General features: G+C 58.8%; 16 protein-coding genes and 1 pseudogene. 10 read left to right on the top strand and 7 right to left on the bottom strand.

What is annotated here, in order from left to right:
• The first annotated feature begins 1 nt into the window (after position 1).
• The gene (locus LDO14_RS21500; protein ID WP_159629977.1) at positions 2 to 268 is read left to right on the top strand and encodes a MoaD/ThiS family protein; all 267 of its coding nucleotides are present in this window, start codon (positions 2 to 4) and stop codon (positions 266 to 268) included.
• 134 nt (positions 269 to 402) lie between these two features.
• Here the strand turns inward: LDO14_RS21500 and LDO14_RS21495 are convergent.
• Together LDO14_RS21495 and LDO14_RS21490 are read right to left on the bottom strand one after the other, a co-directional pair.
• Positions 403 to 1,188 (bottom strand): annotated as a pseudogene (locus LDO14_RS21495) (IS481 family transposase); the annotation flags it as partial.
• A gap of 424 nt (positions 1,189 to 1,612) precedes the next feature.
• Complete coding sequence (locus LDO14_RS21490) at positions 1,613 to 2,716, bottom strand: IS110 family transposase (protein ID WP_159629981.1); 1,104 nt, start codon at positions 2,714 to 2,716, stop codon at positions 1,613 to 1,615.
• Between the two features lie 791 nt (positions 2,717 to 3,507).
• Here LDO14_RS21490 and ndhA point away from each other — a divergent pair.
• The 7 genes from ndhA to istB all read left to right on the top strand — a co-directional run bounded on the left by ndhA (position 3,508) and on the right by istB (position 12,913).
• A complete protein-coding gene (ndhA, locus tag LDO14_RS21485) occupies positions 3,508 to 4,359 on the top strand; it encodes a 2,6-dihydroxypyridine 3-hydroxylase subunit NdhA (RefSeq protein WP_159629983.1) in 852 nt (283 codons plus the stop codon).
• Positions 4,356 to 4,847 carry a 2,6-dihydroxypyridine 3-hydroxylase subunit NdhB gene (gene ndhB, locus LDO14_RS21480; RefSeq protein ID WP_328699835.1) on the top strand — a complete coding sequence of 164 codons (492 nt, stop codon included), beginning with the start codon at positions 4,356 to 4,358 and terminating at the stop codon, positions 4,845 to 4,847. The genes ndhA and ndhB overlap by 4 nt, the downstream gene beginning before the upstream one ends.
• Position 4,848: 1 nt before the next feature.
• Positions 4,849 to 7,299, top strand: a complete 2,451-nt coding sequence (gene ndhC, locus LDO14_RS21475; protein WP_159629985.1) for a 2,6-dihydroxypyridine 3-hydroxylase subunit NdhC — start codon at positions 4,849 to 4,851, stop codon at positions 7,297 to 7,299.
• Positions 7,300 to 7,370: 71 nt separating this feature from the next.
• A complete protein-coding gene (locus LDO14_RS21470; protein ID WP_159629987.1) occupies positions 7,371 to 8,648 on the top strand; it encodes a (S)-6-hydroxynicotine oxidase in 1,278 nt (425 codons plus the stop codon).
• A gap of 452 nt (positions 8,649 to 9,100) precedes the next feature.
• Positions 9,101 to 9,475 (top strand): DUF948 domain-containing protein, encoded by a 375-nt coding sequence (locus LDO14_RS21465; protein ID WP_159629989.1) that lies wholly within the window; start codon positions 9,101 to 9,103, stop codon positions 9,473 to 9,475.
• A gap of 1,120 nt (positions 9,476 to 10,595) precedes the next feature.
• Entirely contained in the window at positions 10,596 to 12,128 is a 1,533-nt protein-coding gene (gene istA, locus LDO14_RS21455) for an IS21 family transposase (protein WP_223993174.1), read from the top strand.
• Positions 12,125 to 12,913 (top strand): IS21-like element helper ATPase IstB, encoded by a 789-nt coding sequence (gene istB, locus LDO14_RS21450; protein WP_223917527.1) that lies wholly within the window; start codon positions 12,125 to 12,127, stop codon positions 12,911 to 12,913. The genes istA and istB overlap by 4 nt, the downstream gene beginning before the upstream one ends.
• A gap of 665 nt (positions 12,914 to 13,578) precedes the next feature.
• Here the strand turns inward: istB and kdhB are convergent.
• The 3 genes from kdhB to LDO14_RS21435 all read right to left on the bottom strand — a co-directional run bounded on the left by kdhB (position 13,579) and on the right by LDO14_RS21435 (position 16,282).
• Positions 13,579 to 14,061: a 6-hydroxypseudooxynicotine dehydrogenase complex subunit beta gene (gene kdhB, locus LDO14_RS21445; protein WP_159629993.1), complete on the bottom strand. Its 483-nt coding sequence runs from the start codon at positions 14,059 to 14,061 to the stop codon at positions 13,579 to 13,581.
• The gene (kdhA, locus tag LDO14_RS21440) at positions 14,061 to 14,951 is read right to left on the bottom strand and encodes a 6-hydroxypseudooxynicotine dehydrogenase complex subunit alpha (protein WP_159629995.1); all 891 of its coding nucleotides are present in this window, start codon (positions 14,949 to 14,951) and stop codon (positions 14,061 to 14,063) included. Before kdhA ends, kdhB begins: the two co-directional genes overlap by 1 nt.
• 146 nt (positions 14,952 to 15,097) lie before the next feature.
• On the bottom strand, positions 15,098 to 16,282 hold the full coding sequence (locus LDO14_RS21435; RefSeq protein ID WP_159629997.1) for a PucR family transcriptional regulator: 1,185 nt from the start codon (positions 16,280 to 16,282) through the stop codon (positions 15,098 to 15,100).
• A gap of 59 nt (positions 16,283 to 16,341) precedes the next feature.
• On the opposite strand from LDO14_RS21435, the gene LDO14_RS21430 reads away from it, so the two are divergent.
• Positions 16,342 to 17,568: a helix-turn-helix domain-containing protein gene (locus LDO14_RS21430; protein WP_159629999.1), complete on the top strand. Its 1,227-nt coding sequence runs from the start codon at positions 16,342 to 16,344 to the stop codon at positions 17,566 to 17,568.
• Positions 17,569 to 17,606: 38 nt separating this feature from the next.
• On the opposite strand, the gene LDO14_RS21425 is transcribed toward LDO14_RS21430, so the two are convergent.
• Together LDO14_RS21425 and LDO14_RS21420 are read right to left on the bottom strand one after the other, a co-directional pair.
• Positions 17,607 to 17,957, bottom strand: coding sequence for a cupin domain-containing protein (locus tag LDO14_RS21425; RefSeq protein WP_159630001.1), 351 nt, complete (start codon positions 17,955 to 17,957; stop codon positions 17,607 to 17,609).
• The gene (locus LDO14_RS21420) at positions 17,950 to 19,053 is read right to left on the bottom strand and encodes a 2,6-dihydropseudooxynicotine hydrolase (RefSeq protein WP_159630003.1); all 1,104 of its coding nucleotides are present in this window, start codon (positions 19,051 to 19,053) and stop codon (positions 17,950 to 17,952) included. The genes LDO14_RS21425 and LDO14_RS21420 overlap by 8 nt, the downstream gene beginning before the upstream one ends.
• A 167-nt stretch (positions 19,054 to 19,220) precedes the next feature.
• Here LDO14_RS21420 and kdhC point away from each other — a divergent pair, with 167 nt between their 5' ends.
• Complete coding sequence (kdhC, locus tag LDO14_RS21415) at positions 19,221 to 21,605, top strand: 6-hydroxypseudooxynicotine dehydrogenase complex subunit gamma (RefSeq protein ID WP_159630005.1); 2,385 nt, start codon at positions 19,221 to 19,223, stop codon at positions 21,603 to 21,605.
• The last annotated feature ends 39 nt before the right edge of the window (positions 21,606 to 21,644 follow it).

The raw sequence follows: 21,644 nt of genomic DNA, 5'->3' as shown, positions 1-21,644 counted from the left end.
TATGAACGTACGCTATTTTGCTGCCGCACGTGCTGCTGCCGGATTTGAGGAAGAAATGTTCGACCTTGCAGACGGCACGACTGTGGCAGGGCTCCTGAAGGCCATACGGTCCGTAAAACGTCCGGAACCTCCCGCAGGGACTCCCCCTCTGACCAATATTTTGGCAAGAAGCAGCCTCCTGTTGAATGAAGTTGCAGTGCGTGATCACTCAACGGTTGTAGGTCCGAACGATGTGGTTGACGTGCTTCCCCCGTTTGCCGGCGGATGAGCCGCTTCAGCTTTTTGTGCATCCGGTCTGCAACCCAGTGTTGCCAATCTTGAAGGTCTTAGCGCGCTTCACGGGCTTCTCGACAGCGTGCGACACGTACAACGTCGTCGTAGCGGCGATCGTTCTTCAGCTAGTTGTACTGGCCTGGTGTATTTGTGTTTGATGCCGGGACCAAGAGCTTCGTTGAAAACCCGTGAGCGGTAGCAGGAACCGTTGTCGGTCAGCACCCTGCGGGGTGAGACCCCGTAGCCCTGAAAGTAGGCGCTGCCCCCTTGCCAGAATCGGGCAGCGTTGTTGTCCTGCCGCTCGTCTAAGAGGATCTCTGAATACGCGAGCCGTGAGTAGTCATCAATGGCGGTGTGAATGTGGCTAGCCGGGTTTAGGGCGGCCTTAGCAGTGTCCGCGGTTGGACCAGCCCTTGGCCCGGCCCACGGCCCTGTTGCCTCCTCCGTCGGGGACCCGGCCGAGCTTCTTGACGTCGACGTGAACGAGAGCTCCAGGGCTGTTTGTTCGTAGCGGCGAATGACTCGTCCTGTCGCCCGATCCAGACAGGACAGCCTCGCCAGACGATAACGGGACAGGACCTTGTGGACCGTGGACGGGTGCAACCCGAGCAAACAAGCGATGCGGGCCGGCCCCCAGGGCCGGTTCACCCGTAGGGCAATGATCCGCCGCTCGACCCGCTGTTGTGTCCGCTGCGGGGATGATGCAGGACGGCTCGAGCGGTCATCCATACCCTTGGCGCCGAGCTCGCGCGCCTGGGGACCAAGCTCAAGATAACGTTTGGCCCAACGGGCGGCGGTCGGCACAGAAACCTGCAAACGTTCGGCAGCGCGCCGCAACGGCCAGCCATCATCGACGATACATTTCGCCAACTCAAGCCGCCCCAAGGACGCGAGGAAAGCGTTAGGGTGGGACACGAAGACCTCCGATTGTGGAACTTGACTCTAGACAAGCCCCGCTCCACTCGGAGGTTTTCTTCATATCGCCATGCCATGCCGACTGTCACCAACGTCCGTGGGTAACACAGCTGATATGTAATTCTTGTGTCAAGAGCGTGGGGATGCAGTCCCAAGGTTTTGGGCCGTGGGACTGCATCCTTTGTTTTGCCGGGGTGATCGTTGGTGTGGGTTAGCGTGTCGTTGGCGACGGCGCGGTCAGACTGATATGCGCGGGTTGGTTACCGCAGGACGATGTGTTCGGCTGGAGGCTACCGCTGGTCTAGGAAGATCGGGCATACCCTGTTGGGGGCGCCCATAGCTGTATCGCGGGTTTACTCCACGCGCTGCGATTACCCCACCATCGCTGGCGTCCCGGCTGTTCCGTTCCGTGAAGGGACGGAAGTCAGGTAGTTGTTTGGGTGGTCTCCAGGCTTCCGGTAGCGAGGGACCAACACCAGCCGGAGAGCTCGCGGGCGATGGCGACGTTTGCGATGACGGGCCGCTTGCGGCGTTCGAGGTAAATCATCCAGCGTTCGTGCAGGCGCCGGTTCCCTGCATGGCCACGTGCTCGGGCCTGGGAACTGGCTTCTTCCCACCGTGAGCGCATGAGCCGGGACGAGACGTTGTATGGTCTACGGTGGTGCCAGGCTGCTTCGACGAGTAGCCGGCGGGCATGTCCGTTTCCGGTTTTCGTGATGGATCCCTGGGACCGGGACGCCCCCGATGAACGCTCGGTCGGGACCAGGCCCAGATATGCGCCGATCGTTGAACCGGTAAACCGGTCCCAGTCACCGATCTCCACGGCAAGACCAAAAGCCGTCAGCGTAGATATCCCGCGCAGGCACTGCAGCGACCGGACAATGGGCGTGTATTCGCTTGCATAGGCCATGGAGGCGATCGCCTGATCGAGGCGGTCACGGCGGTCCGAGATCTCATGCATCGCTTCCAGCGAGGACGCATAGGTCAGTTGTCGGGCCGGAGAATCGAATCGCTGGCGTGCGAGCCAGAGTTCGTGGGTTCCGGTCCAGGCCTGCCCGCCGGAATACACGATGCCCTGTCGCAACAAGAGCTTGGAAATGCGGTGCCGGGAACGCATCAGGTCCCCGCGGACATCTTCACGGAAACGCACCAGATCCCGGGCCGCTTCCTGATCCACCGAAGGAACCTGGACCGCCGTGATCTCACCGAGTTTGAGCAACCGGGCCAGATGCAGAGCATCCCTCGCATCGGTCTTTACCCGGTCACCGGACGGGCGCTGAAGCTTCGACGGGGCTGCAATCACCGTATCGATGCCGGCAGAAAGCAGGAACCTGGCCAAGCCAAAACCTGTTGGACCTGCCTCGTAAACGACCTTTGCCGGCGGAGGCAGCGAGATGATCCAGGCAAGAATCTCATCCCGGTCCGGCGTCAAACGGCGCCGGAAAACTTCCCCGGTCCGACCGTCCAACGCACAGGCCACAACACTACGGGCATGGACATCCAGGCCAACGCTTGTACGCTCGAACATAGCTGGAACCTCCAAATTTCAAATGTGGCTCTACCTGTTCGCCAAGTGTGGCAGGCAACCCACGACTTGCTTTGAAAAGGAGGTTCCAGCCCCCTGGACCACATTTCCCGGGCCCTTCTGACAGAGGGCCATCAGCGCCGGAACAAGATCCGGAGCGTCCACCCCCCCACCCGTCATTAGGGACAGAGGATCCAAGCTGGACGCTCCGGAAACGGTCCGGCGAAAATGGACCTCCAGAAGGGTCCAGAAGCTCCACAGCTGCTTCGCCTAAGCCGGCAACCTCCTGCTCATATCGTCTAGTGGATGCGTACCAACCGTGATGAAGAGTCGGGATCTGAACATTGGTAGTTGCTCCCGTGGATTCTGGTGACTTTCGAATGGATGGCGAACACCTGAAGTTCGTTAGGTGCCGCCGCAGGAGTACCAGTAGCCATACCTTCGCATTTGGTGCAGGGGTAGACAGTTACGGCCCCCTGGACGGCGAACGCATGCGAAGAAGCACACGTGGGCTTGCGTTTCTGGCTCATGCGCGATAGCCAGCGCACATAACAGGCTGCCTGCAAAAATCAGGGGACGCAGGGGCGTGCCCACCCGGTCGTTTAAAGGAACAGTCCGTGACGTCTAAACGGACCCTTTGTCCTGCGTACCCTTTTCCCTGCCCAGGACCGGAATGGTGGGCGCGTTGTTCCTTGTGCACACTTCGACAAAAGGTCGGATGTAGTTGTCCTTCAATGCCATGCAAAAAGTCACGGCGGGTAGGGGAAGATGAAGGTCATTCGAGGGAGTGAAGGATGAAACTACCTAATATCAGATACGCATCACCAGCATCAATTGAAGATGCCTGCGATCTACTGTCAGCTGACGAGGACTCCAAGATCATTGCTGGAGGCCAGAGTCTGCTGCCTGTCATGGCCATGCGCCTAGCCCAACCGTCCGTCATTGTAGACCTGGGATACGTTCCTGGCCTGACTGACCTGGAGGAAGTCGGAGACTACATCCGCTTCGGACCTATGGTCACCCATGCAACGATCGTCAGTTCCCCTGCCGTTGCCAAGAACCTGCCAATGATGGTGGCAGCTGGCCACCACATAGCCCATCCCCAGATTAGGAATCGAGGGACCTTGGGCGGAGCCTTGGCCCATGGCGATGCAGCGGGCGAATGGCCGCTCGTATTGCTTGCCCTCAATGGAATGGTGGAGGTTCAAAGTGTAAGAGGACGGCGCACCATTGATGCCGATGACTTGTTCGTCGGTCCGTACATGACGAGCATTGCCGCTGACGAGATCATCACTGACGTTTGGCTACCTTCACGTCCCGACGGATGGGGCTATGGGGAGTTTGCTAGACGATCTGGAGACTATGGGCTCGCCAATGTCGCAGTCGTAATGTCGATTGAGGGTTCACAAATTTCAAATGCGCGGGTGGCCGTTGGAGCCGCTGTTGGCAAAATCCAACGAGTGCCCGAGGCGGAAGACGTCCTCAACGGATCAGAGCTGTCACCGGAAAGGGCAGAAGTAGCCGCAAAAGCTGGAGCGAAATCGCTCTCGTATATCTCAGACATCCACGGCTCGGCCGAATATCGCCAAGGCCTGGTGCAGGAGCTGATTCGGCGCACCATAGTTGAAGCAGGAGCACGTACGTGACATCATCATCCCCATCAGAACGCGTCGAAATAGACGTGGAAGTAAACGGACGTCGGCGCACTGTTGCAGTAGACGCGCGCGATACTTTGGCCGACCACCTGAGGAATGACCAAAAGCTCACCGGCATCAAGCTCGGATGTGAGCATGGGGTTTGCGGTGCGTGCACGATCCTCATGGATGGGGCTGCCGTGCGGTCCTGCCTGACCCTTGCCGCCCAGGGAAACGGACGCAGCATACGGACCGTCGAGGACCTGTCGGATGGCGCTGCCCTTAGCCCACTTCAGGAAGCATTTAAAAAGCACCATGCCCTCCAGTGCGGTTTTTGCACGGCAGGGTTCCTCATATCAGCTACAGAGTTGCTAGACGCAAACCCTAGTCCGACAAAAGACGAAGTTGTCGAGGCCCTCTCCGGTAACTTATGCCGATGCACGGGCTACCAGACGATTGTTGAGGCTGTCCTGGATGCAGCGGGTCAGATTGGAAACTAAAATGGACAACCCACATTATTACTCTCCTCCTATAACAAGAAACGTTATAGGCAAGCGGGTCCCACGAACTGAGGACGCAAGACTTCTTACCGGGCGGGGAAAGTACCTGAACGACATCAACGTTGAGGGCCAGTTGCATGCTTGTTTCGTGCGCAGCCCTGCTGCTCATGCTCAAATCACGGGCATTGATACGTCGGTCGCCTCAGAGATGCCTGGCGTTCACCTTGTCTGGACGGCTTCTGACATCGAAAAGTACTGCGCCGGCATCGAGGCACAATATACGGCTGAGGGATGCGAAGCGATGACCATGCCGCTCTTGGCTAAGGACGTCGTACGTTACGTGGGTGAACCGGTTGTATTGATAGTCGCAGACTCGCGAGCGGTAGCAGAAGATGCGTGTGATCTCGTAGGTCTCGAGCTCGAGCCCCTCGAAGTCGTGCTTGACCCCCGCAAATCCATCCAAGGGGGCCCAGTAGCAAACGGCGAACGCCCTGACAATGTGGGCATTCGCGGGAGAGCAACCTTTGGGGACGTGGATGAGGCGTTCGCCAATGCCGAGCATGTCGTTTCCGCCCTGTACCACCCTGGTCGGGTGGCAGCCGCCCCTATGGAGACGAGGGGTTGTCTAGCGGACTACGAATGGACTGAGGACCGGCTTAGGCTATGGGCGTCAACGCAGATGCCCCATTACGTGAAGATGTGCCTGAGCCTCTTTCTTGGTTTCGATGAGTCACGAAGCGAGGTCATTTCTCCTGATACCGGCGGCGGTTTTGGGCAGAAAGCGCACGTATTCCCTGAAGAAATGCTCATGCCGCTCGCTTCGAAGCACCTGAAGACGCCAGTAAAATGGGTAGAGGATCGGCGCGAAAATCTTTTGGCCGGTTCACACGCCCACGAGCAGTTCGTCACAATCCAATATGCCGCCAACGCTGAGGGACGAATAACTGGGGTTCGGACCCATTCTTTAGTTGACGGAGGCGCCTACCATATGCCCCCGCAGACTATGGCTGTGGAATGCTGGGCTACCGCGGCCGTCACGCCCACCGGTATATACGATATCCCAGCGGCGGAGTACGTTTACGAGGGGGCCGTCACCAACAAGTGCCCCATGGGCGCTTTCCGCGGGGTTGGATACACGGCGGGAACCCTCGCCCGGGAATCCCTTATGGATGATCTGGCGCGACAGATGAAGGTGTCTCCTTTTGAAATCCGGAGACAGAATGTTGTTAAAGAATTTCCGTGGACAAATCCCCAGGGGGTCGTGTACGAGGAGGGGTCATTTCTTGAGGTAATCAACACCTTGGAAGAAATGGTCGACTACCCGGCCTTTCTCAAACGACAGGAAGAAGCCCGCAAAAACGGCAAATACCTGGGGTTGGGAATCAGCGTCTTCGTCGAAAGTAGTGGCGAGAGCACGGGCATGATGCAGGCCCATGGCGCAACCGATGTGTTCCATGACACAGCAACCGTCAAAATGGATTCGACCGGCTCGGTGACAATAACCTCGGGTTTGAATTCACAGGGGCAGGGCCACCAAACGACCCTAGCCCAGGTAGCCGCGGATGTCTTAGGCATCCCCTTCGAATCGATCAGCGTCGATGCGGGAACTTCCACCAAGGGCGCCTATGGCAGCGGCACCATTGGAAGCCGCGCAGCCGTCATCGCCGGCGGATGTGTTAATCGTGCAGCCCATGCCATTCGCGAAAAACTGGTTGCCGTTGCTGCCAATATGCTCGAGTCTTCTGAGGAAGACATCGTTTTGGAAGAAGGCTTCGCATCCATCGTAGGGGCTCCGGAATCGCGAGTGAGCGTCGCCGACGTGGCCATGGCAGTCTACTGGGACTCATCCAAGTGGCCCGCCGGTTTTGAACCCGGATTGGAGTTCACTAAGGCATGGGACACATCCCGGCCCATGTTTTCGAACGGCGGTCATGCCCTTATCGTTGAACTGGATCCCATCACCGGGTTTGTAACAGTCGAAAAGGTCTATTCCGTCGAGGACTGCGGCGTTATCATCAATCCCACAATTGTAGAGGGCCAAATTCGCGGTGGGGTCATACAAGGAATTGGCATGGGCCTTTTCGAGCAGCTTGTCTACGATAATTCAGGAAACTTGTCTACAACGTCTTTCCTGGATTACCAGACGCCAACGATGGATGTTTCTCCCCCATTTGAAATCAGGCACATTGAAACCCCGTCGGTGATGACAGCGTCAGGCGTGAAGGGGATGGGAGAGTCTGGTCTGATCTCGGCACCGGCTGCCGTACTCAACGCCGTGAATGATGCACTCTCTCCCTTTGGTTCCGTTCTCTATGAACTTCCAGCAACCCCCGAGAAAATTATCCGCGCCACCAAGGGAATTGTCGACCTGGAAGGCCCGGAGGATTGGTCAGACCTGTGGGATCGGGCAGGGGTGCCCGCGCTCGATCGAGGCCCAATGGATACGGAGTAGGGACAGCATGCGTGCGTCCCTGATTGCAGACCCAAATTCCAAAGTCCAGGACATGTGAAAGAAGGCAAAATTTGTATGACGCAATTGTGGTTGGCGGCGGTTTTAGCGGTCTGAAAGCAGCACGCGACCTTACCAATGCAGGCAAAAAAGTACTTCTCCTTGAAGGGGGCGACCGCCTTGGAGGGCGAGCGTATTCCCGGGAGTCCCGGAATGTACCCAACCTGCAGGTCGAGATAGGTGGAGCGTACCTACACCGAAAGCATCACCCGCGGCTGGCAGCCGAATTGGACCGGTACGGAATTGCCACGGCGGCTGCTACCGAGTTCACCTCGTTTAGGCATCGTTTGGGCCCGACCGCACTGAATCAGGCATTTCCTATTCCCGGTTCGGAAGCAGTTGCAGTGGAAGCAGCCACCTACACTTTGCTGCGGGATGCGCACAGAATTGACCTGGAAAAGGGGTTGGAGAACCAGGACCTTGAGGACCTGGACATCCCACTCATCGAGTACGTCGACGGGCTCGACCTGCCCCCTGTTTCCAGGCAGTTTTTGCTCGCCTGGGCGTGGAACATGCTGGGCCAGCCTGCTGACCAGTCATCCGCGTTGTGGGCGTTGCAACTTGTTGCAGCACATCACTACAGCATCCTCGGCGTGCTTTTCTCGCTGGATGAAGTATTTGCCAATGGTTCAGCTGACCTGGTCGACGCCATGAGCCACGACATTCCTGAAATCAGGATGCAGAGCGTCGTTACCGGCATAGATCAGTCAGGCGATGCAGTGCATGTGACCCTCAAAAGCGGGGACGCCTTCCAAGCACGTTCCGTGGTAATTGCTACCCCAATGAACACTTGGCGGAGGATTCTTTTCACCCCGGCCCTACCTGAAAACCGGCGGTCAGTAATTGAGGAAGGGCACGGTGGCCGCGGACTTAAAATTCTGATTCACGTGCGGGGAGCGGAAGCGGGAATCGAATGCGTCGGAGACGGAATTTTTCCCACGCTTTACGACTATTGCGAGGTGTCGGAAAGCGAACGACTGTTGGTGGCGTTCACCGACTCGGGATCCTTCGATCCTACCGATCTCAGTGCTGTCAAGGACGCTGTGCACTACTATCTACCGGAGGTTGAAGTCCTCGGCATCGATTATCACGACTGGATCAAAGACCCACTTTTCGAAGGGCCCTGGGTCTCACCCCGAGTACGACAGTTCAGTCGAGTACACAAGGAACTTGGTGAACCGGCAGGCCGTGTTTATTTTGTAGGATCCGATGTGTCGTTGGGGTTCCCGGGATATATTGAGGGCGCGCTGGAAACCGCTGACTCGGCGGTCAACGCGATTCTGCGTTCGTAGAACGAGGGCTTCCTGATGCTCTCCCCGGAGCTTATGGTTCGCTCGCAGCCGGCGCAGTCATCCGGCCAAAAACGCTGACAAGAATGCAGTTGCACGGTCCCATGAACGCCATCGGCCATCAGGAATGATGGCCGATGGCGTTCTGTCGGGATCAAAAATTAGGTTTAGGTGTTTGGGTGTAGCGTGATCCTCTAACCCAACGGTGCCCCCGATCCCGCCTCATGATCCTCCTGCTCCAGGGAGGGTCACTGCTATCCGTTTGGTAGCCAAGTTTCCTGCTCAGGGCCTTGCCGCGCCCCCGCAGGAACTGGACCACTGCCTCCGCCCGTGAGAGTTGCTGCTTCGCCTGGTCGTCCTCGGACCTCGCCGGTTCACAAATTCGATGCCTCACATCCCTTTCCTATACACAGGCAGTTTGTGCTCACCCCGTTCACTTCGAGGAGATGAATTTGATGTCTATCGGTGCTATCGCCGGTCTGATTTCCGCTGGGGTCTTTGCACTCCTTGTTCTACTGCTTGCAGTGCCGATCATGAAACTCGGCCAGGTACTAGACGAGGTACGAATTGCGATTAGGTCGTTGAGCGACGGTGCGATTCCGATAATGGATGGGGCCACAGCTATTGTGGCCACCGCCAATCAACAACTTAGGAAAGTGGACGGCATTGCGTCGAATGTCTCTGATGTTAGTGCCAACTTCTCCGCCTTGACCTCCCTGATCACGGCCAGTGTCGGGGCACCCCTGATCAGAATGGCGGCTTTCAGCCATGGTGTCAGAACCGCTTTAGCGAAACACCCTAGGCCGGCTACAGGCCGACGAAGCCGCTAAAGTTCGGAGGCCAGTATGAACCGATTTATCTGGCTGGGAACCGGCATGCTTATTGCAGTCATTGCCCTTCGGCAAGTGAATGCAACAAAGACCGGACCCGGCCCGTGCAGGGCCTTATAGACGGTCTCAGGCGCGACGTGCAATTCCGGCTGTCCAGGAAGACACTACACAGCCGGTTGCCGATCTGGCGGGGGCTTCATCGCTGTTCGAGGTGCTCCCAGACGAAGGCCCACAGCTCCTGGATCGGACGACGGCGGGACTTTGCTTGCGATCTTCCCGGTTCGCTGACGACTCCTTCTGCGCTCGGCACTGCGCAGGGCTGTCTGCGGACGGTAGTTGCCAGAGGGTTCGTGAAGGTTGCGGCTGATCTCCGTGCTCACGGTAGCGGACTGCACCCGAGCTGCCGGGCAATGGCACGGATGCTACGCCGGGCATGCAGTAGGTCCGCAATCGTAATCCGTTCCGGCTCGGAGAGATGACGGCGGAGATCCCTGCAGGCCGCTGCTGTGAAATCGGTGCGTACGTCTTGATGTCTCCGGACTTTTAGACGACCGTTTGGCCGTGCCGCCACCGAGTGCCGGGACTACGGCTGGTTCCCACGATGCGGCAGGCTTCAGGATTGCCCATTTCCTGTTTTATCAGCTGATCATAGTGAGCCCGGGCAGCCATCTTCGGTGGAGCGCATCGACCCCTCGGCGGTCCTTTCATCTGGCCCAATTGCAACTCATAATCGCTCAGGTGTTGCAACCACCGCTAGACGGCAAGCCCACGCAACATGGCTCAGTTTTCGAGCATCGCTGACACCAGGGTTCGTTTTGGATTCGGATGCAGGCTTGGATACGCCATCAGCAGCACTAAGGAACGTTACGGTAGCGCTTAACACAGGGGAGGGGACAAGTTCCTCGAGTTGCAGGAGACGGCCTGTAAGCGGCCATGAAAAACTGCCCATAGGCGGCCACGAAATTGCCCACTGACGGCCAGTAGAACTGCCCACTGGTGGCCATGAGATCTGCCCACTTCCTCAACTGTTCCTGCCGCGTCTTCAGCGGCGGGGGCCTCTCCCCGGGATTTGATGACGGTGTCTAGTCGCACCAAATGTCGTCCCAGGAAGAGGCCCTGTATGAAGCATGACGGAGAAATCATGGAAATTCTTGCTGCCTATGATCTGACCGGATCGTTGCGCGCCACCGCGGAGCTCACGGGCTGCTCGCACCACACTGTAGCCAGGCACGTCGCCGCGCGGGACGCCGGCCGGCCAATTGCAGAACCGGCGCCCCGGCCCAGGGTCACGGACGCTTACCTGCCTAAGATCGAGGAATGGGTAGAGGCGTCCAAGGGCCGGATCCGCGCCGACAAGGCCCACGAAAAGCTGCTCGCCCTAGGCTATGAGGGGTCCGAGCGGTCTACGCGCCGGGCGATCGCGCAGGTCAAGGCCGCGTGGCGGCTCGGACACACCCGTGTGCACCGGCCGTGGATCACCGAGCCTGGGATGTGGCTGCAGTACGACTTCGGCGACGGGCCACGGATCGGCGGCGTAAAAACCATTCTGTTCGTTGCCTGGCTGGCGTTCTCAAGGTTCCGGATCGTGATCCCGTTGCGGGACCGGACCGCGCCGAGCGTGTTCGCAGCCCTCGACCGGTGCTTCCGGATCCTGGGCGGGGCACCAACGTATGTCCTGACCGATAACGAGAAAACCGTGACAACGGCCCATGTCGCAGGGGTTCCGGTGCGGAACCAGCAGACCCTGGACTTCGCCCGGCACTACGGGGTCACCGTGCTGACCTGCCAGCCCGCGGACCCTGCAACGAAAGGCGGAGTCGAAGCGTCGGTGAAACTGGCCAAAGCCGACCTCGTGCCCACCGACACGAACCTGAGGCCCGGTTACGCTTCCTTTGCCGAGCTGGAGGCCGCCTGCGAGGCGTTCATGGACGAGGTCAACAACCGCGAACACCGGGCCACCCGACGTAAACCCGCAATGGTTTTGGCGGAGGAAGCGGCCCGGCTGCACCGGATCCCGGAGACCGCGCACACGGTCGCGTTCGGGCTGGCCCGTATAGTCCCGGAGAACACCCCGATGGTCTCCTTCGAGAACGCCCAGTACTCGGTGCCGTCGCATTTGCTCGGCGCGAAGGTGTTCGTCCGCTCCCACGGCACCGGCCCTGACGAACAGGTCATCATCGTCCACCACGGCCCGACCGGCCCGGTCGAAGTCGCCCGCCACGGCCGGGCAAGGCCCGGCAGTCCCGCGGTCATCGAGGAGCACTTCCCAGGGACCAGTACCAGAACCCCGGGCGACTACGCCGTGAAGGCACGCACCGCCGGTGAAGCCGAGTTCCTGGCCATCGGCGCCGGCGCCAAGACCTGGCTCGTGGAAGCCGCGGCTGCAGGAACAGGCCGGATGAACATGAAAATGGCCGAGGCCGTGACCCTGGCCAAGATCGCCGGGACCGAGTCCGTGGACCGTGCCCTGGGAGACGCCGCGCTGCACGGCCGGTTCGCCCACGGCGACCTGCCCTCCATCCTGAACGCGAACATCCGCCGCACCACCACCCACGCCGCTAACGAAACCAGGTCCCTCACCCAAGGCACCAGCGCCTGGGCAGGCCTCGGCGCCGAGCCGTCCAGCGCCCCCGCAAAGGAGCAGAGCCGATGAGCCCGGTCACCACCACGAACACCACCGCCCCGGCCCTGCCGGCCGAACTGGAAGCGCTGATGCGGCAACTGAAGATGCCCCACGCCCGGGCACTGGCACCGGAGCTGATCGCGACCGCCCGCGCCCAGCGCTGGGAACCAACCGAGATCATCAAGGCACTGTTCACCGAAGAAGCCGCAGGCCGGGCCCGGTCCATGCTCGCCACCCGGCGCAAAGCAGCAGGCTTCCCGACCGGGAAGACCTTCGACGTCTGGGACCCCGCCGTCTCCTCCATCCCGGCGCCCACCCAGCAAGCCCTGCGCACCCTGGAATGGATCACCCGACGCGAGAACCTGGTCGTCTGCGGGCCCTCCGGCACCGGGAAAACGTTCTTCCTCGAAGCCCTCGGCCAGCAAGCCGTCGAAGCCGGGATGCGCGTTGCCTGGTTCAGACTCGAAGACCTCGGCGCCCTCATCCGCGCACACCGCACCGACGACAGCGTCACCAGGGCCGTGGCTAGAATCCTCCGCGCGGAACTCGTCGTGATCGATGACATCGGCCTTCTCCCGGTGGCCACCGACGCCGCCGAAGGACTCTACCGGGTCGTGGACGCCGCCTACGAGAAACGCTCCGTCGCGATCAGCTCGAACCTGCACCCCGCCGGCTTCGATGAACTGATGCCCAAAACCCTCGCCACGGCAACCGTGGACCGGCTCCTGCACCACGCCCACGTCTGCCAAACCAGCGGCGACTCCATCCGACTCACTCAAGCCCTCGCCGGGAAAGGAGTCACCGAACTGAACTAACAAACCCTCGACGATGGCCAATCCCACCGAAAACCCTCAGTGGGCAGATCTGTTGGCCATCACCGGGCAGATTTACTGGCCACCAGCGGGCCGATTAACTGGCCGCCCGTGGGCAGAAACCAAAGGCCATTGACAACGGCCAGCGGCAGACGTCGCCCCGCCTGTGCAGAGCGACATAGCCCACGAAGACTGCGGGAAATGCAGGCCGTTGCATTCCCCGCAGTCCATGACCGAGGGTGGATCCCGAGCCAGGAGGAGTCGTGTCTGGCCCGGAAAATGTGGGGGGACTGTCCCAAGGGGTCTTGCAGTAATCTTGCGGTTAGTGGCTTCCTATCGGCAGTTGCCGCCTTGATTTCCGGTCACTCAGCTGTTTGGCCAGGATTCCCACATCGAGACCTGCTCAGAATCTTGGTACGCGGAGGCTGCGCGGAGCAGTATCTTCTGCAACGAAACTGCTTGCCAGAGCCGCCCACAGGGTTCGTGCGTCCGGATAGTTTCGTCTCCGCCCGGGAGCGCATTCTGTTGCATTCATCACCTCACGAGATGCCGCATTACTTCGCAGACCAACTGCCTGATTCCCCAAAGCCCGCAACCGGCGCGGAGGTGACAGCCATGGCCGAACGGCCATGAGACCGTTAGCGCTGACGTGACGTGGCCGACGCGTGTCAGCTGCTGTGATTCCTACATTGGAAGGCTTCTACTGTGGCTTCCACGATTTGTTGGTATCCCGTACACCGGCATATATTTCCGGAAATAGCTTCGCGAGCGGTTGTCTCATCGAGGGTAACGTCTTCGTCGTCGTAGAGAGGCTTAAGAGACATCAAGAAACCTGATGTGCAAAAACCGCACTGCAGGGCGTGGCACTTTGAGAAGGAACTTTGTAGCGGGTGAAGGTCGCCTTCCTGCTGTAGGCTTTCGACTGTTTCAATCCTGGCGTTGTTCGCCTGCACTGCCAGCACGGTGCAGGATCGAATGGGCTGACCATCCATCAGCACAGTGCAGGAACCGCAAACGCCGTGCTCGCAGCCTACCCGTGTCCCTCTGAGGTGCAGGTCTTCGCGTAGGAAATCTGCGAGGAGCCGACGAGGCTCGACGTCCGTTTCGTGGTTGACTCCGTTTACTTCAACCGTGAGGCGAAAGGCGTTCATCAGTATTCCATGCTTTCCTTTGTCGGTCTCGCGCGGTGCCGTGCTTGGGCGAGGGTTCGTTCGACGATTGTCCGAATAACTTGGGTGCGATAGGGAGCGCTCCCGTGCACTGTGGGCACGGGATCAAGCCCCTGTACCGCCACCCGGGCAGCTGTGGCAACGTCGGCGCTGGACAGGGTGCTGTCTATTAGGACTTTTTCCGCCTCTTGGCAGCGGATGGCGGTTGATCCTCCACCCAGGACAGTAATTCTCGCCCGCGAACATTTGCCGTGTTCGTCCAGGGTGACGATGGATGCCGCTCCTCCTATGGCGTAGTCGCCATGCCTCCGAGAGAACTCATCAAATGCAGCACCAGTGCCGGGAGGTAGCAGAGGTATGTTAACCTCCACAATGAGCTCGCCGGGAAGGATGCTCGAGACGAAATGTGAGACTAGCAGTTCCTTGATAGGAATCTTTCGCTCGCCTTGTAGAGACCGTGCGGTGACGGAGGCGTCAAGGGCTAGCAGGACTACGGGCAGCTCTGCCGCAGCATCAGCATGTGCAAGAGAGCCGCCAATCGTTCCTCGGGTACGAATTTGAGGGTGCGCGATCCACGCTGCCGCTTCCGACAAGATTGGAAGGTTTTGCGAAATGGTCTTGGAGGTCGTTAGCTTCGCATGACGGGTCAAGGCGCCAATCGCCATAGCATGGTCGGTCTTCTTTATGTTTGCCAAACCGGGCACCTGGTTGATGTCGACCAGAAGTGAGGGACGGGCCATCCGGAAATTCAGGAGCGGGACCAAACTTTGACCTCCGGCGATGACTTTCGCGTCATCGCCTCCCTCCGCGAGTAGGCGGAGCGCATCCTCAACCGAGTCGGCAACAACGTATTCGAAGGAAGGTGGCTTCACGGGCAATACCGCCGGCCGCGCTCATTGTTCATGCCACTACTTTGCCCCCTTGGTATGGCTTTGCGCTCTGCGTCATGGGACAAAACAGTGCCCGGACCTGCCTAGAACAGACAATTCCAAGCAGCGCTGATGCTGAGCGCCCTAACTCAGAGGATGTCTGTTTGGGCGATTGACTTCAGCAAACCATAAAGTCGTAGTGCGACAAGTAGTTCCACGTGGCGTTCGGCAACGCTGATGCCAAGCCGTTCTTCAATGGATCTGAGACGGTAGGCCACGGTGCGCTCATGAACCTGGAGTGCTGTCGCGGCCGCTACCGCATTGCAGCCGGCTGAGAAGTACGCCCGGAGGGTGTCACAGAGTATGTCTTTGCGGGGATCGGTGAGCAAAGGACCCAGCTGCTGCGCGACCAAATCACGCACCGCTTGCATATTTGTGGCGAAGACAGCTTCCAGAGCTACGTCGCTATAGTGCGTTATTCGCGCCCCCGTGAGACGGCCGACTTTGTAAGCTCTCCATGCGCGCTGGTGACTGTGCCGAAAGCCGGAGAAACCCTTGTCAAGGGATCCCAGGGCAAGATGTGCTCCATCGGGCAGGTCGCCTTCTGTCAATTGCGTTGCAGAGCTCAGTCCATCTGATACAGGCAACCAGCCCAGAAAAGCTCCGCCGGTGCTTTCCAGTATCAGTGGCGCATTGCTGTTAAGGATGGTGGCGGCAAGGGTGATCATCCCCTTCGGATCATTTCCCCAGGCCACCACTGATAGGTGGTTTCCTTCGAAGGGGTAGGCAGCGTTAGGTCGGGCCGTGCGCCTTCCTGAAATGAAGTCCCGCAACTCATTCCTCAGCCGGTGATCCTCAGACTTGTAGAAGAATCGATGCTGTTCGGAACGATACGCGTCGATGACGTTGGCAACGACCACGTCATGCCATCGGTGCTGTAACTGGGAGACCCACTTCTGGATCTCTAATTGCTGTGATGCATCTGGGACAAGAGTTGTTGTGAGGTCTAGGAGCACATCCCAGGTCGCAGATTGCAGCACTCTGTAGGTGTGGATGAGTTCGAGTAGATCCACACCGGCTTGGGCTGTTTCGCGCGCCTCAAGGGTGGCCTCCCGCAGGAAATTTTCGTCTGGTTCGTCTGACCCGGACAAGGCCCTGCTGATAGATAGCAGGGCGGCGGACAGCCGCTCAGACCGCCGCAGCGAAAGTGCCGGATCTAAGCCCACACCGGCCTGAACGTCATCATGGAGTCGGCGGACCATCGAGTCGGACAAGTGTTCGATATCTGATGTGACGGCGGCCGATATTGCCGATAGATGTTGTGTCTGGATCATGTTCCTATTTCATGCGCTGTGGTCTCGGCACAGACCAGGCCCCTTGATAGTCTCAGTGTATGACCATTGAGGAAGGACTGGACGAACTTTCCGTTGCAGTGAAGGCAAGGATTCCTGAAATCTACGACTGCATCCGGGCGAGACTGCAGTATACGTACGAAGACTATTCCGCCGCGACACGTAACTCGTCCCTCACGGAGGCAGAATCGGAAACCATCACAGCTTCCCTGCGTGATGTCCTCGAATACATCGGTCAAGGGCGGGTCGGGGCAACCAGGGCTTCCAATGAGACTCTCCGGGAGGTGAGGTTGGCGGCACGGGCCGGCGTGGACTTGCATCACCTGCTCCGGGGATCCAGGGCGGCTCAGGCCACTTTGTGGGAGTTTCTACTTGAGGAGGCGCACCGAATCATCACCGATCCCGTTCGAAGGTCCAAGGTCCTGAGGCATGCCAGTGCAAGCCATTTTGCCTGGAACGATAGAGTTTCTGCGTCCATCATCGAGACATACCAAATGGAGAGCACTGCATTCTCCAGGCAGAGTCAAAACCGGAGGAAGCTTTCGACGCTGAGGGCTCTCCTCGCTGGACTGCCAATAGATTCGACAGTTTTTTCCTATAACCTTTCAGGCCGGCATCTTGCTGCGGTTGTGTCCGGTGACGGTGTGGAGGCTGTGGCTCGGACCCTCGGCAGCGCATCTAGGATCCGTCCCCTTGTTATCACAGCCGAGGATGAGACCGGCTATATTTGGGCCGAGTGGTCGAGTCGATTGCCGTCACCACGGCAGGTTGTCCTGTCAAGTGACCTACCGAAGGACACGCGGATTTCGTTTGGGACTTTGAGCGAAGGCTTGGATGGGTTCGTAGTTACGCACAGACGAGCGCTGGAGGCCGACTCGGTCGCCCAAAAACTGGGCACCCAGGTCACCTGGTATGAAGATGTCATGCTTGAAGCGTTGGCTACGCGCGATCTCGCTGCCGTTACTTCATTTATTTCCGACGAATTGGGGGGCCTCGGGTTGCACCAAGACCCCCCAAGTAGGTTAGTCGAAACTCTCGAAGCATATTTTGCTTCGGGCCAGAACGCGGCAGCGGCAGCACAGCGTCTGGGAGTTCACAGCCGTACTATCGCTTACCGTCTAAAACTCATCGAAGGCAAAATAGGTTCACGTGGCTTGCTCCGAGATGAACTGCCCGTCGCCATCAGGCTCTCGCGGATGGTCGAGGCTATGAAGCTGGAGCTCGGCGGGTTGGAGGATTCTCCCGGTCTCCCGCAACCCGCCCTCTGAGTGAACCCCTTTGAGGAGTCGCTGCCAGCCAGCGGCTTCTACTCCACCAAGAACCAGATTTCCTTGAATGGCTCGTGAAACTCCCAAGTAGACGTGTGTCCCTTCGGAAGGAATACCAGGTCGCCGGCGGTTACAGGGACCGGCTCCTGGGATGCAAGAGTTAGCGTTGCGGAGCCTTCGACAACGTAAATGATCTCGTTATCGGTGAGTTCATAAGTTGTTGTGCACGGCTGCGAAGTGAAGATACCCGTGCCGAATTGTGGAGAGGAAGTGCGTTCAAAGAGCGTGAACCCGTGCCCGTTCGGGCTTCCCTCATGGACGACTACACCGTCCGGCTGCCAGGATTCAAGCGGGGCGGTGCCCGTGCTGACTTTCCTGATCTTATCCATTGTGCGGCCATCCCTTCATAGCCGGGGGAGGTGTCTTTCCCGTCACTAGAACATCTTGGAGCCAGTCTGCCATGTCAAGCCTGGGCCTGATTCCCAGATTGTGGCAGCAGTGATCGCCGTCCTTTTCAACTACCAGGGTCAGGTGTTCTGCCGGGACCAGTTCGAGGACAGTGTCCACGAAGGACAGTGGAACTTCGTCGTGCACGCCGTGCAGAATGTATGTAGGGCATGCGATGTTTGGTAGGACGTCCCGGGTCTCCAGAGCAGCATGGACGTGCTGCCTTGCTTCCTCCAGAGTGTCAACTTTGGAGACGTACTTCCAGCTTTCCTTTGTCAAGGGAGTCTCAAGGTCCCAGTAGTCCAGGTCGGAGAATCCGCCCCAGGAAATGCACGCCGCCAGACGCGGTTCACATGCGGCCGACTTGAGCGCATAGTTACCGCCCAGGCTTCGGCCCAAAACTCCGATAGCTTCGTTCCGGATTGCTTCAAGTCCGATGAGTAGATCCACTACCGCTGACGTGTACTTTTCGTAGTCACCGGCAATCCGCTTGTGTTCAAACATTTCGCCCTGCCCAGGCCCGTCAAACGTGGCAGTAGCCATGCCCCGATCGAGCACCAGGTTTTCCATCTGGAAACTTTCCTCTTTGGTGCTCTCCAGGCCACCGAGCATGATGACCGCGGGGTGTGGTCCCTGGCCTTCCGGAATTCGCACGTAAACAGGCATCGGAATGCCGTCAACCACCAGTTCGTGTCGCTGTGCGGGCGGGGACAAGAGTGGGGCTGCTTTCTGGTATAGTTCAACTTTTCGAGATTGGCCCTTCTGTCGGCGCTCATCGAACCAAAGGAACTGGGCGTACTGGGCGCACAGCGCCGCTGACATCAGGAGCTCACCGGCGGACAGGTCGTGGCCCAGGGCCACTTTACTTTCCGCTTCCTGCTCGTACTCATTTGCGAGATTCATCCAGTAGTCAAACCAGGTAATCTCCTTAGGCCTATCGCGGGCACCCACCATGTCCGAGTAGGAAACGCCGTCGAGGATAAGGCGTCCCCAGTTCAGCATTTCATCTTCAGGTTTCACTTGCGAAGTTACAGTCATACTGCCGTCTCCCTAAATTCAGACTTCCGTGACCCCGCACAAGGGGTCTGCGGAATGATCTTGCTATGGAAGCGGCGCGAGGGCGCCTACTAACTGCGGATACTTAGGCGGTGTTTTTGTCAATGCCTGAACATCCGGGCTTCCCGGCCCGGTGACATACTGAGCCCATGATGGCAAAGGCTAAAACGCTCATCCCTGATACCGGCACGGCCGACGCGGACAAGGGCAACAGACAGGCATGGATAGGCCAGGAGGTTCTGCGGCGGGAGGACCGCCGGCTCCTCACTGGATCAGCAACATTTGCTGGCGATCTGGGAGTGCCCGGGCAATTGCATATGCGCATTGTCCGTTCGACACAGGCCCATGCGCGGATCGTGTCCATAGACGTCACTGAAGCCGCAAAGACTCCGGGCGTACGAATGGTTGTCACGTCTGAGCACACGCGGCATTTGGGTTCCATCCTCTTGGAAGAGCTGGGATACCACGAGATTTACGAAAATATTGAGGACTTTAGCCACCCCGTTCTGGCAGTAGACAAGGTGCAGTATGTGGGGCAGCCGGTGGTTGCCGTACTTGCCGTTGATCCCTATCTTGCCGAAGACGCGGCCGAACTGGTCTCTATCGAGTACGAGCCGCTCCCGGTCCTCCTGGATCCGGAAGAAGCGTTGACCGGTGAGATTGAGCTTTTTCCGGGGCGTGGCAATGAAGGTGCACGCATTAAAAAGGCCTACGGCGACATTGACCGGGCCTTTGCCGAGGCCGAGCACATCATCCGCCACAAGTACGTTACGAACCGCCATTCCGGTGTACCTATGGAGCCGCGGGCCGTAGTGGTGCAGCCCGACCCGGCAAGGGACACGTTATTCATCTGGGGCACAGTGCATGTGCATGACAACCGCAGGATCATCGCCAAGATGTTGAATCTTCCCGAGGTCAATGTCCGGATGAAACACGTAGAAATCGGCGGCAGTTTCGGGGTGAAGGGCGGAGTCTTCCCGGAAAACGTCGTTGCAGCATGGGCAGCCCGCACATTGGGAGTCCCGATCAAATGGACTGAGGACCGCGCCGAGCACATGACATCCACGTCCCATGCTCGGGAAATGGTGCATAAGCTGGAACTCGCGCTCGATGCTGAGGGCAAAATTCTGGGCATGAAGGACGAAATTTTCCACAACCATGGAGCCTATTTCAGGCAAGCCGAGCCACTAGTCAGCGACATTACCGCCGGCATTGTGTTCGGCCCCTACCGGGTTCCGGCCTACGATGCTACCCTGCACGCCGTCTTCACCAACAAAACACCTGTCGGCGCTTATCGCGCACCTGGACGATATGAATCCACTTTTGCTCGTGAGCGGATCTTCGATCTGGCATGTGAAGAAATCGGTCTCAGTAAGGCGGAGTTCCGGCGGCGAAACCTTCTTACCACGGAAGACCTCCCGTGGACGCCTGGTCTCGATATCGTCCACGAGCCTTACCACTTCGACTCGGGAGATGTAGTAAAGCACTTCGGCGAAGCGCTGGAGGCGGCAAACTTTTCGGAGTGGATTGAAGAATCCAAACGACTGCGGGCGCAGGGCCGGAAAGTTGGCGTAGGCCTCGGCGTGCTTATGGACAAGGCAGGGCTGGGGCTTTTCGAAACAGGTGGTGTCGAAGTCAGCCGCGCAGGCCGCGTTACGGTCAAGACCGGAGGTTCTTCGGTCGGACAGGGAATCGAGACAGTTCTGGCCCAGATTGTCGCCGAAGAACTACAGATCGCTCCCGAAAACATTGACATCGTCCATAGCGACACAGAGCTCATTCCGGACGGCGTCGGCTCCTGGTCCAGCCGTTCAACTGTTCTCGCTGGGGGTGCTGCCCGCAAGGCGGCGCTTGCAGTGGTGGATAAAGCCAGGCGTCTGGCAGCTGAGATGCTCGAGGTTGATCCGGAAGACCTCGAATTGGCGGCAGGCAGTTTCAAGGTCAAGGGCACTGATCAGCAAATTACGCTGTACGAGATTGCGGCGGCGAGGGACCCTTTCACGGCTAGGGCGGACAATGATGAGCCGGGCCTCGCGGCGGACGCGGTCTACGTGAACAACGCCATGAACTACCCGTACGGGGTGACGCTGGTGCAAATCGAACTAGATCCTGGCACGGGCGGCCATAAGATACTTCGCTTCTCGACCTCCACGGAAGCAGGGCGTGTAATTAACCCGCTGACCACAAGGGGTCAGATCATTGGTGCCGCTGTGCAAGGCATTGGAGGCGCCCTTTACGAGGAGTTCCTCTACGAAGAGGACGGACAGCCAATTACGACTTCGTTTATGGACTACCTGTTGCCGGGCGCGCAGGAGATGCCGAACGTCGACTGTTTCGTAACTGAAGATGCCAAGTCGCCAGACAATCCCTTTGGCGCCAAGGGCCTTGGCGAAATTGGCATCATTGCCGCCGGCGCGGCAATCGCTTCCGCGGTAGATGATGCCATTGCCGATGGCATCCACACGGACCGGCTGCCAGTCACTCCCGAGCAGATCTTCACCCGCTGTCAAGGTTTGAACAAAGCACAACTGTAACTTGTGGCATCCGCCAGTGGGACAACTTCGCTGCTCTTA

Origin of the sequence: Arthrobacter sp. NicSoilB11 (genome assembly GCF_019977375.1) — a bacterium.
Classification (GTDB): Bacteria; Actinomycetota; Actinomycetes; order Actinomycetales; family Micrococcaceae; genus Arthrobacter.
This window is presented reverse-complemented; position numbering and strand designations above follow the sequence as displayed.

Bases quoted from the DNA above. Each gene is read 5' to 3' on its own strand.
- LDO14_RS21500 (WP_159629977.1), top strand. From the start codon at position 2: ATGAACGTACGCTATTTTGCTGCCGCACGTGCTGCTGCCGGATTTGAG.
- LDO14_RS21490 (WP_159629981.1), bottom strand. From the start codon at position 2,716: ATGTTCGAGCGTACAAGCGTTGGCCTGGATGTCCATGCCCGTAGTGTT.
- ndhA (WP_159629983.1), top strand. From the start codon at position 3,508: ATGAAACTACCTAATATCAGATACGCATCACCAGCATCAATTGAAGAT.
- ndhC (WP_159629985.1), top strand. From the start codon at position 4,849: ATGGACAACCCACATTATTACTCTCCTCCTATAACAAGAAACGTTATA.
- LDO14_RS21465 (WP_159629989.1), top strand. From the start codon at position 9,101: ATGTCTATCGGTGCTATCGCCGGTCTGATTTCCGCTGGGGTCTTTGCA.
- istA (WP_223993174.1), top strand. From the start codon at position 10,596: ATGAAGCATGACGGAGAAATCATGGAAATTCTTGCTGCCTATGATCTG.
- istB (WP_223917527.1), top strand. From the start codon at position 12,125: ATGAGCCCGGTCACCACCACGAACACCACCGCCCCGGCCCTGCCGGCC.
- kdhB (WP_159629993.1), bottom strand. From the start codon at position 14,061: ATGAACGCCTTTCGCCTCACGGTTGAAGTAAACGGAGTCAACCACGAA.
- LDO14_RS21435 (WP_159629997.1), bottom strand. From the start codon at position 16,282: ATGATCCAGACACAACATCTATCGGCAATATCGGCCGCCGTCACATCA.
- LDO14_RS21430 (WP_159629999.1), top strand. From the start codon at position 16,342: ATGACCATTGAGGAAGGACTGGACGAACTTTCCGTTGCAGTGAAGGCA.
- LDO14_RS21425 (WP_159630001.1), bottom strand. From the start codon at position 17,957: ATGGATAAGATCAGGAAAGTCAGCACGGGCACCGCCCCGCTTGAATCC.
- LDO14_RS21420 (WP_159630003.1), bottom strand. From the start codon at position 19,053: ATGACTGTAACTTCGCAAGTGAAACCTGAAGATGAAATGCTGAACTGG.
- kdhC (WP_159630005.1), top strand. From the start codon at position 19,221: ATGATGGCAAAGGCTAAAACGCTCATCCCTGATACCGGCACGGCCGAC.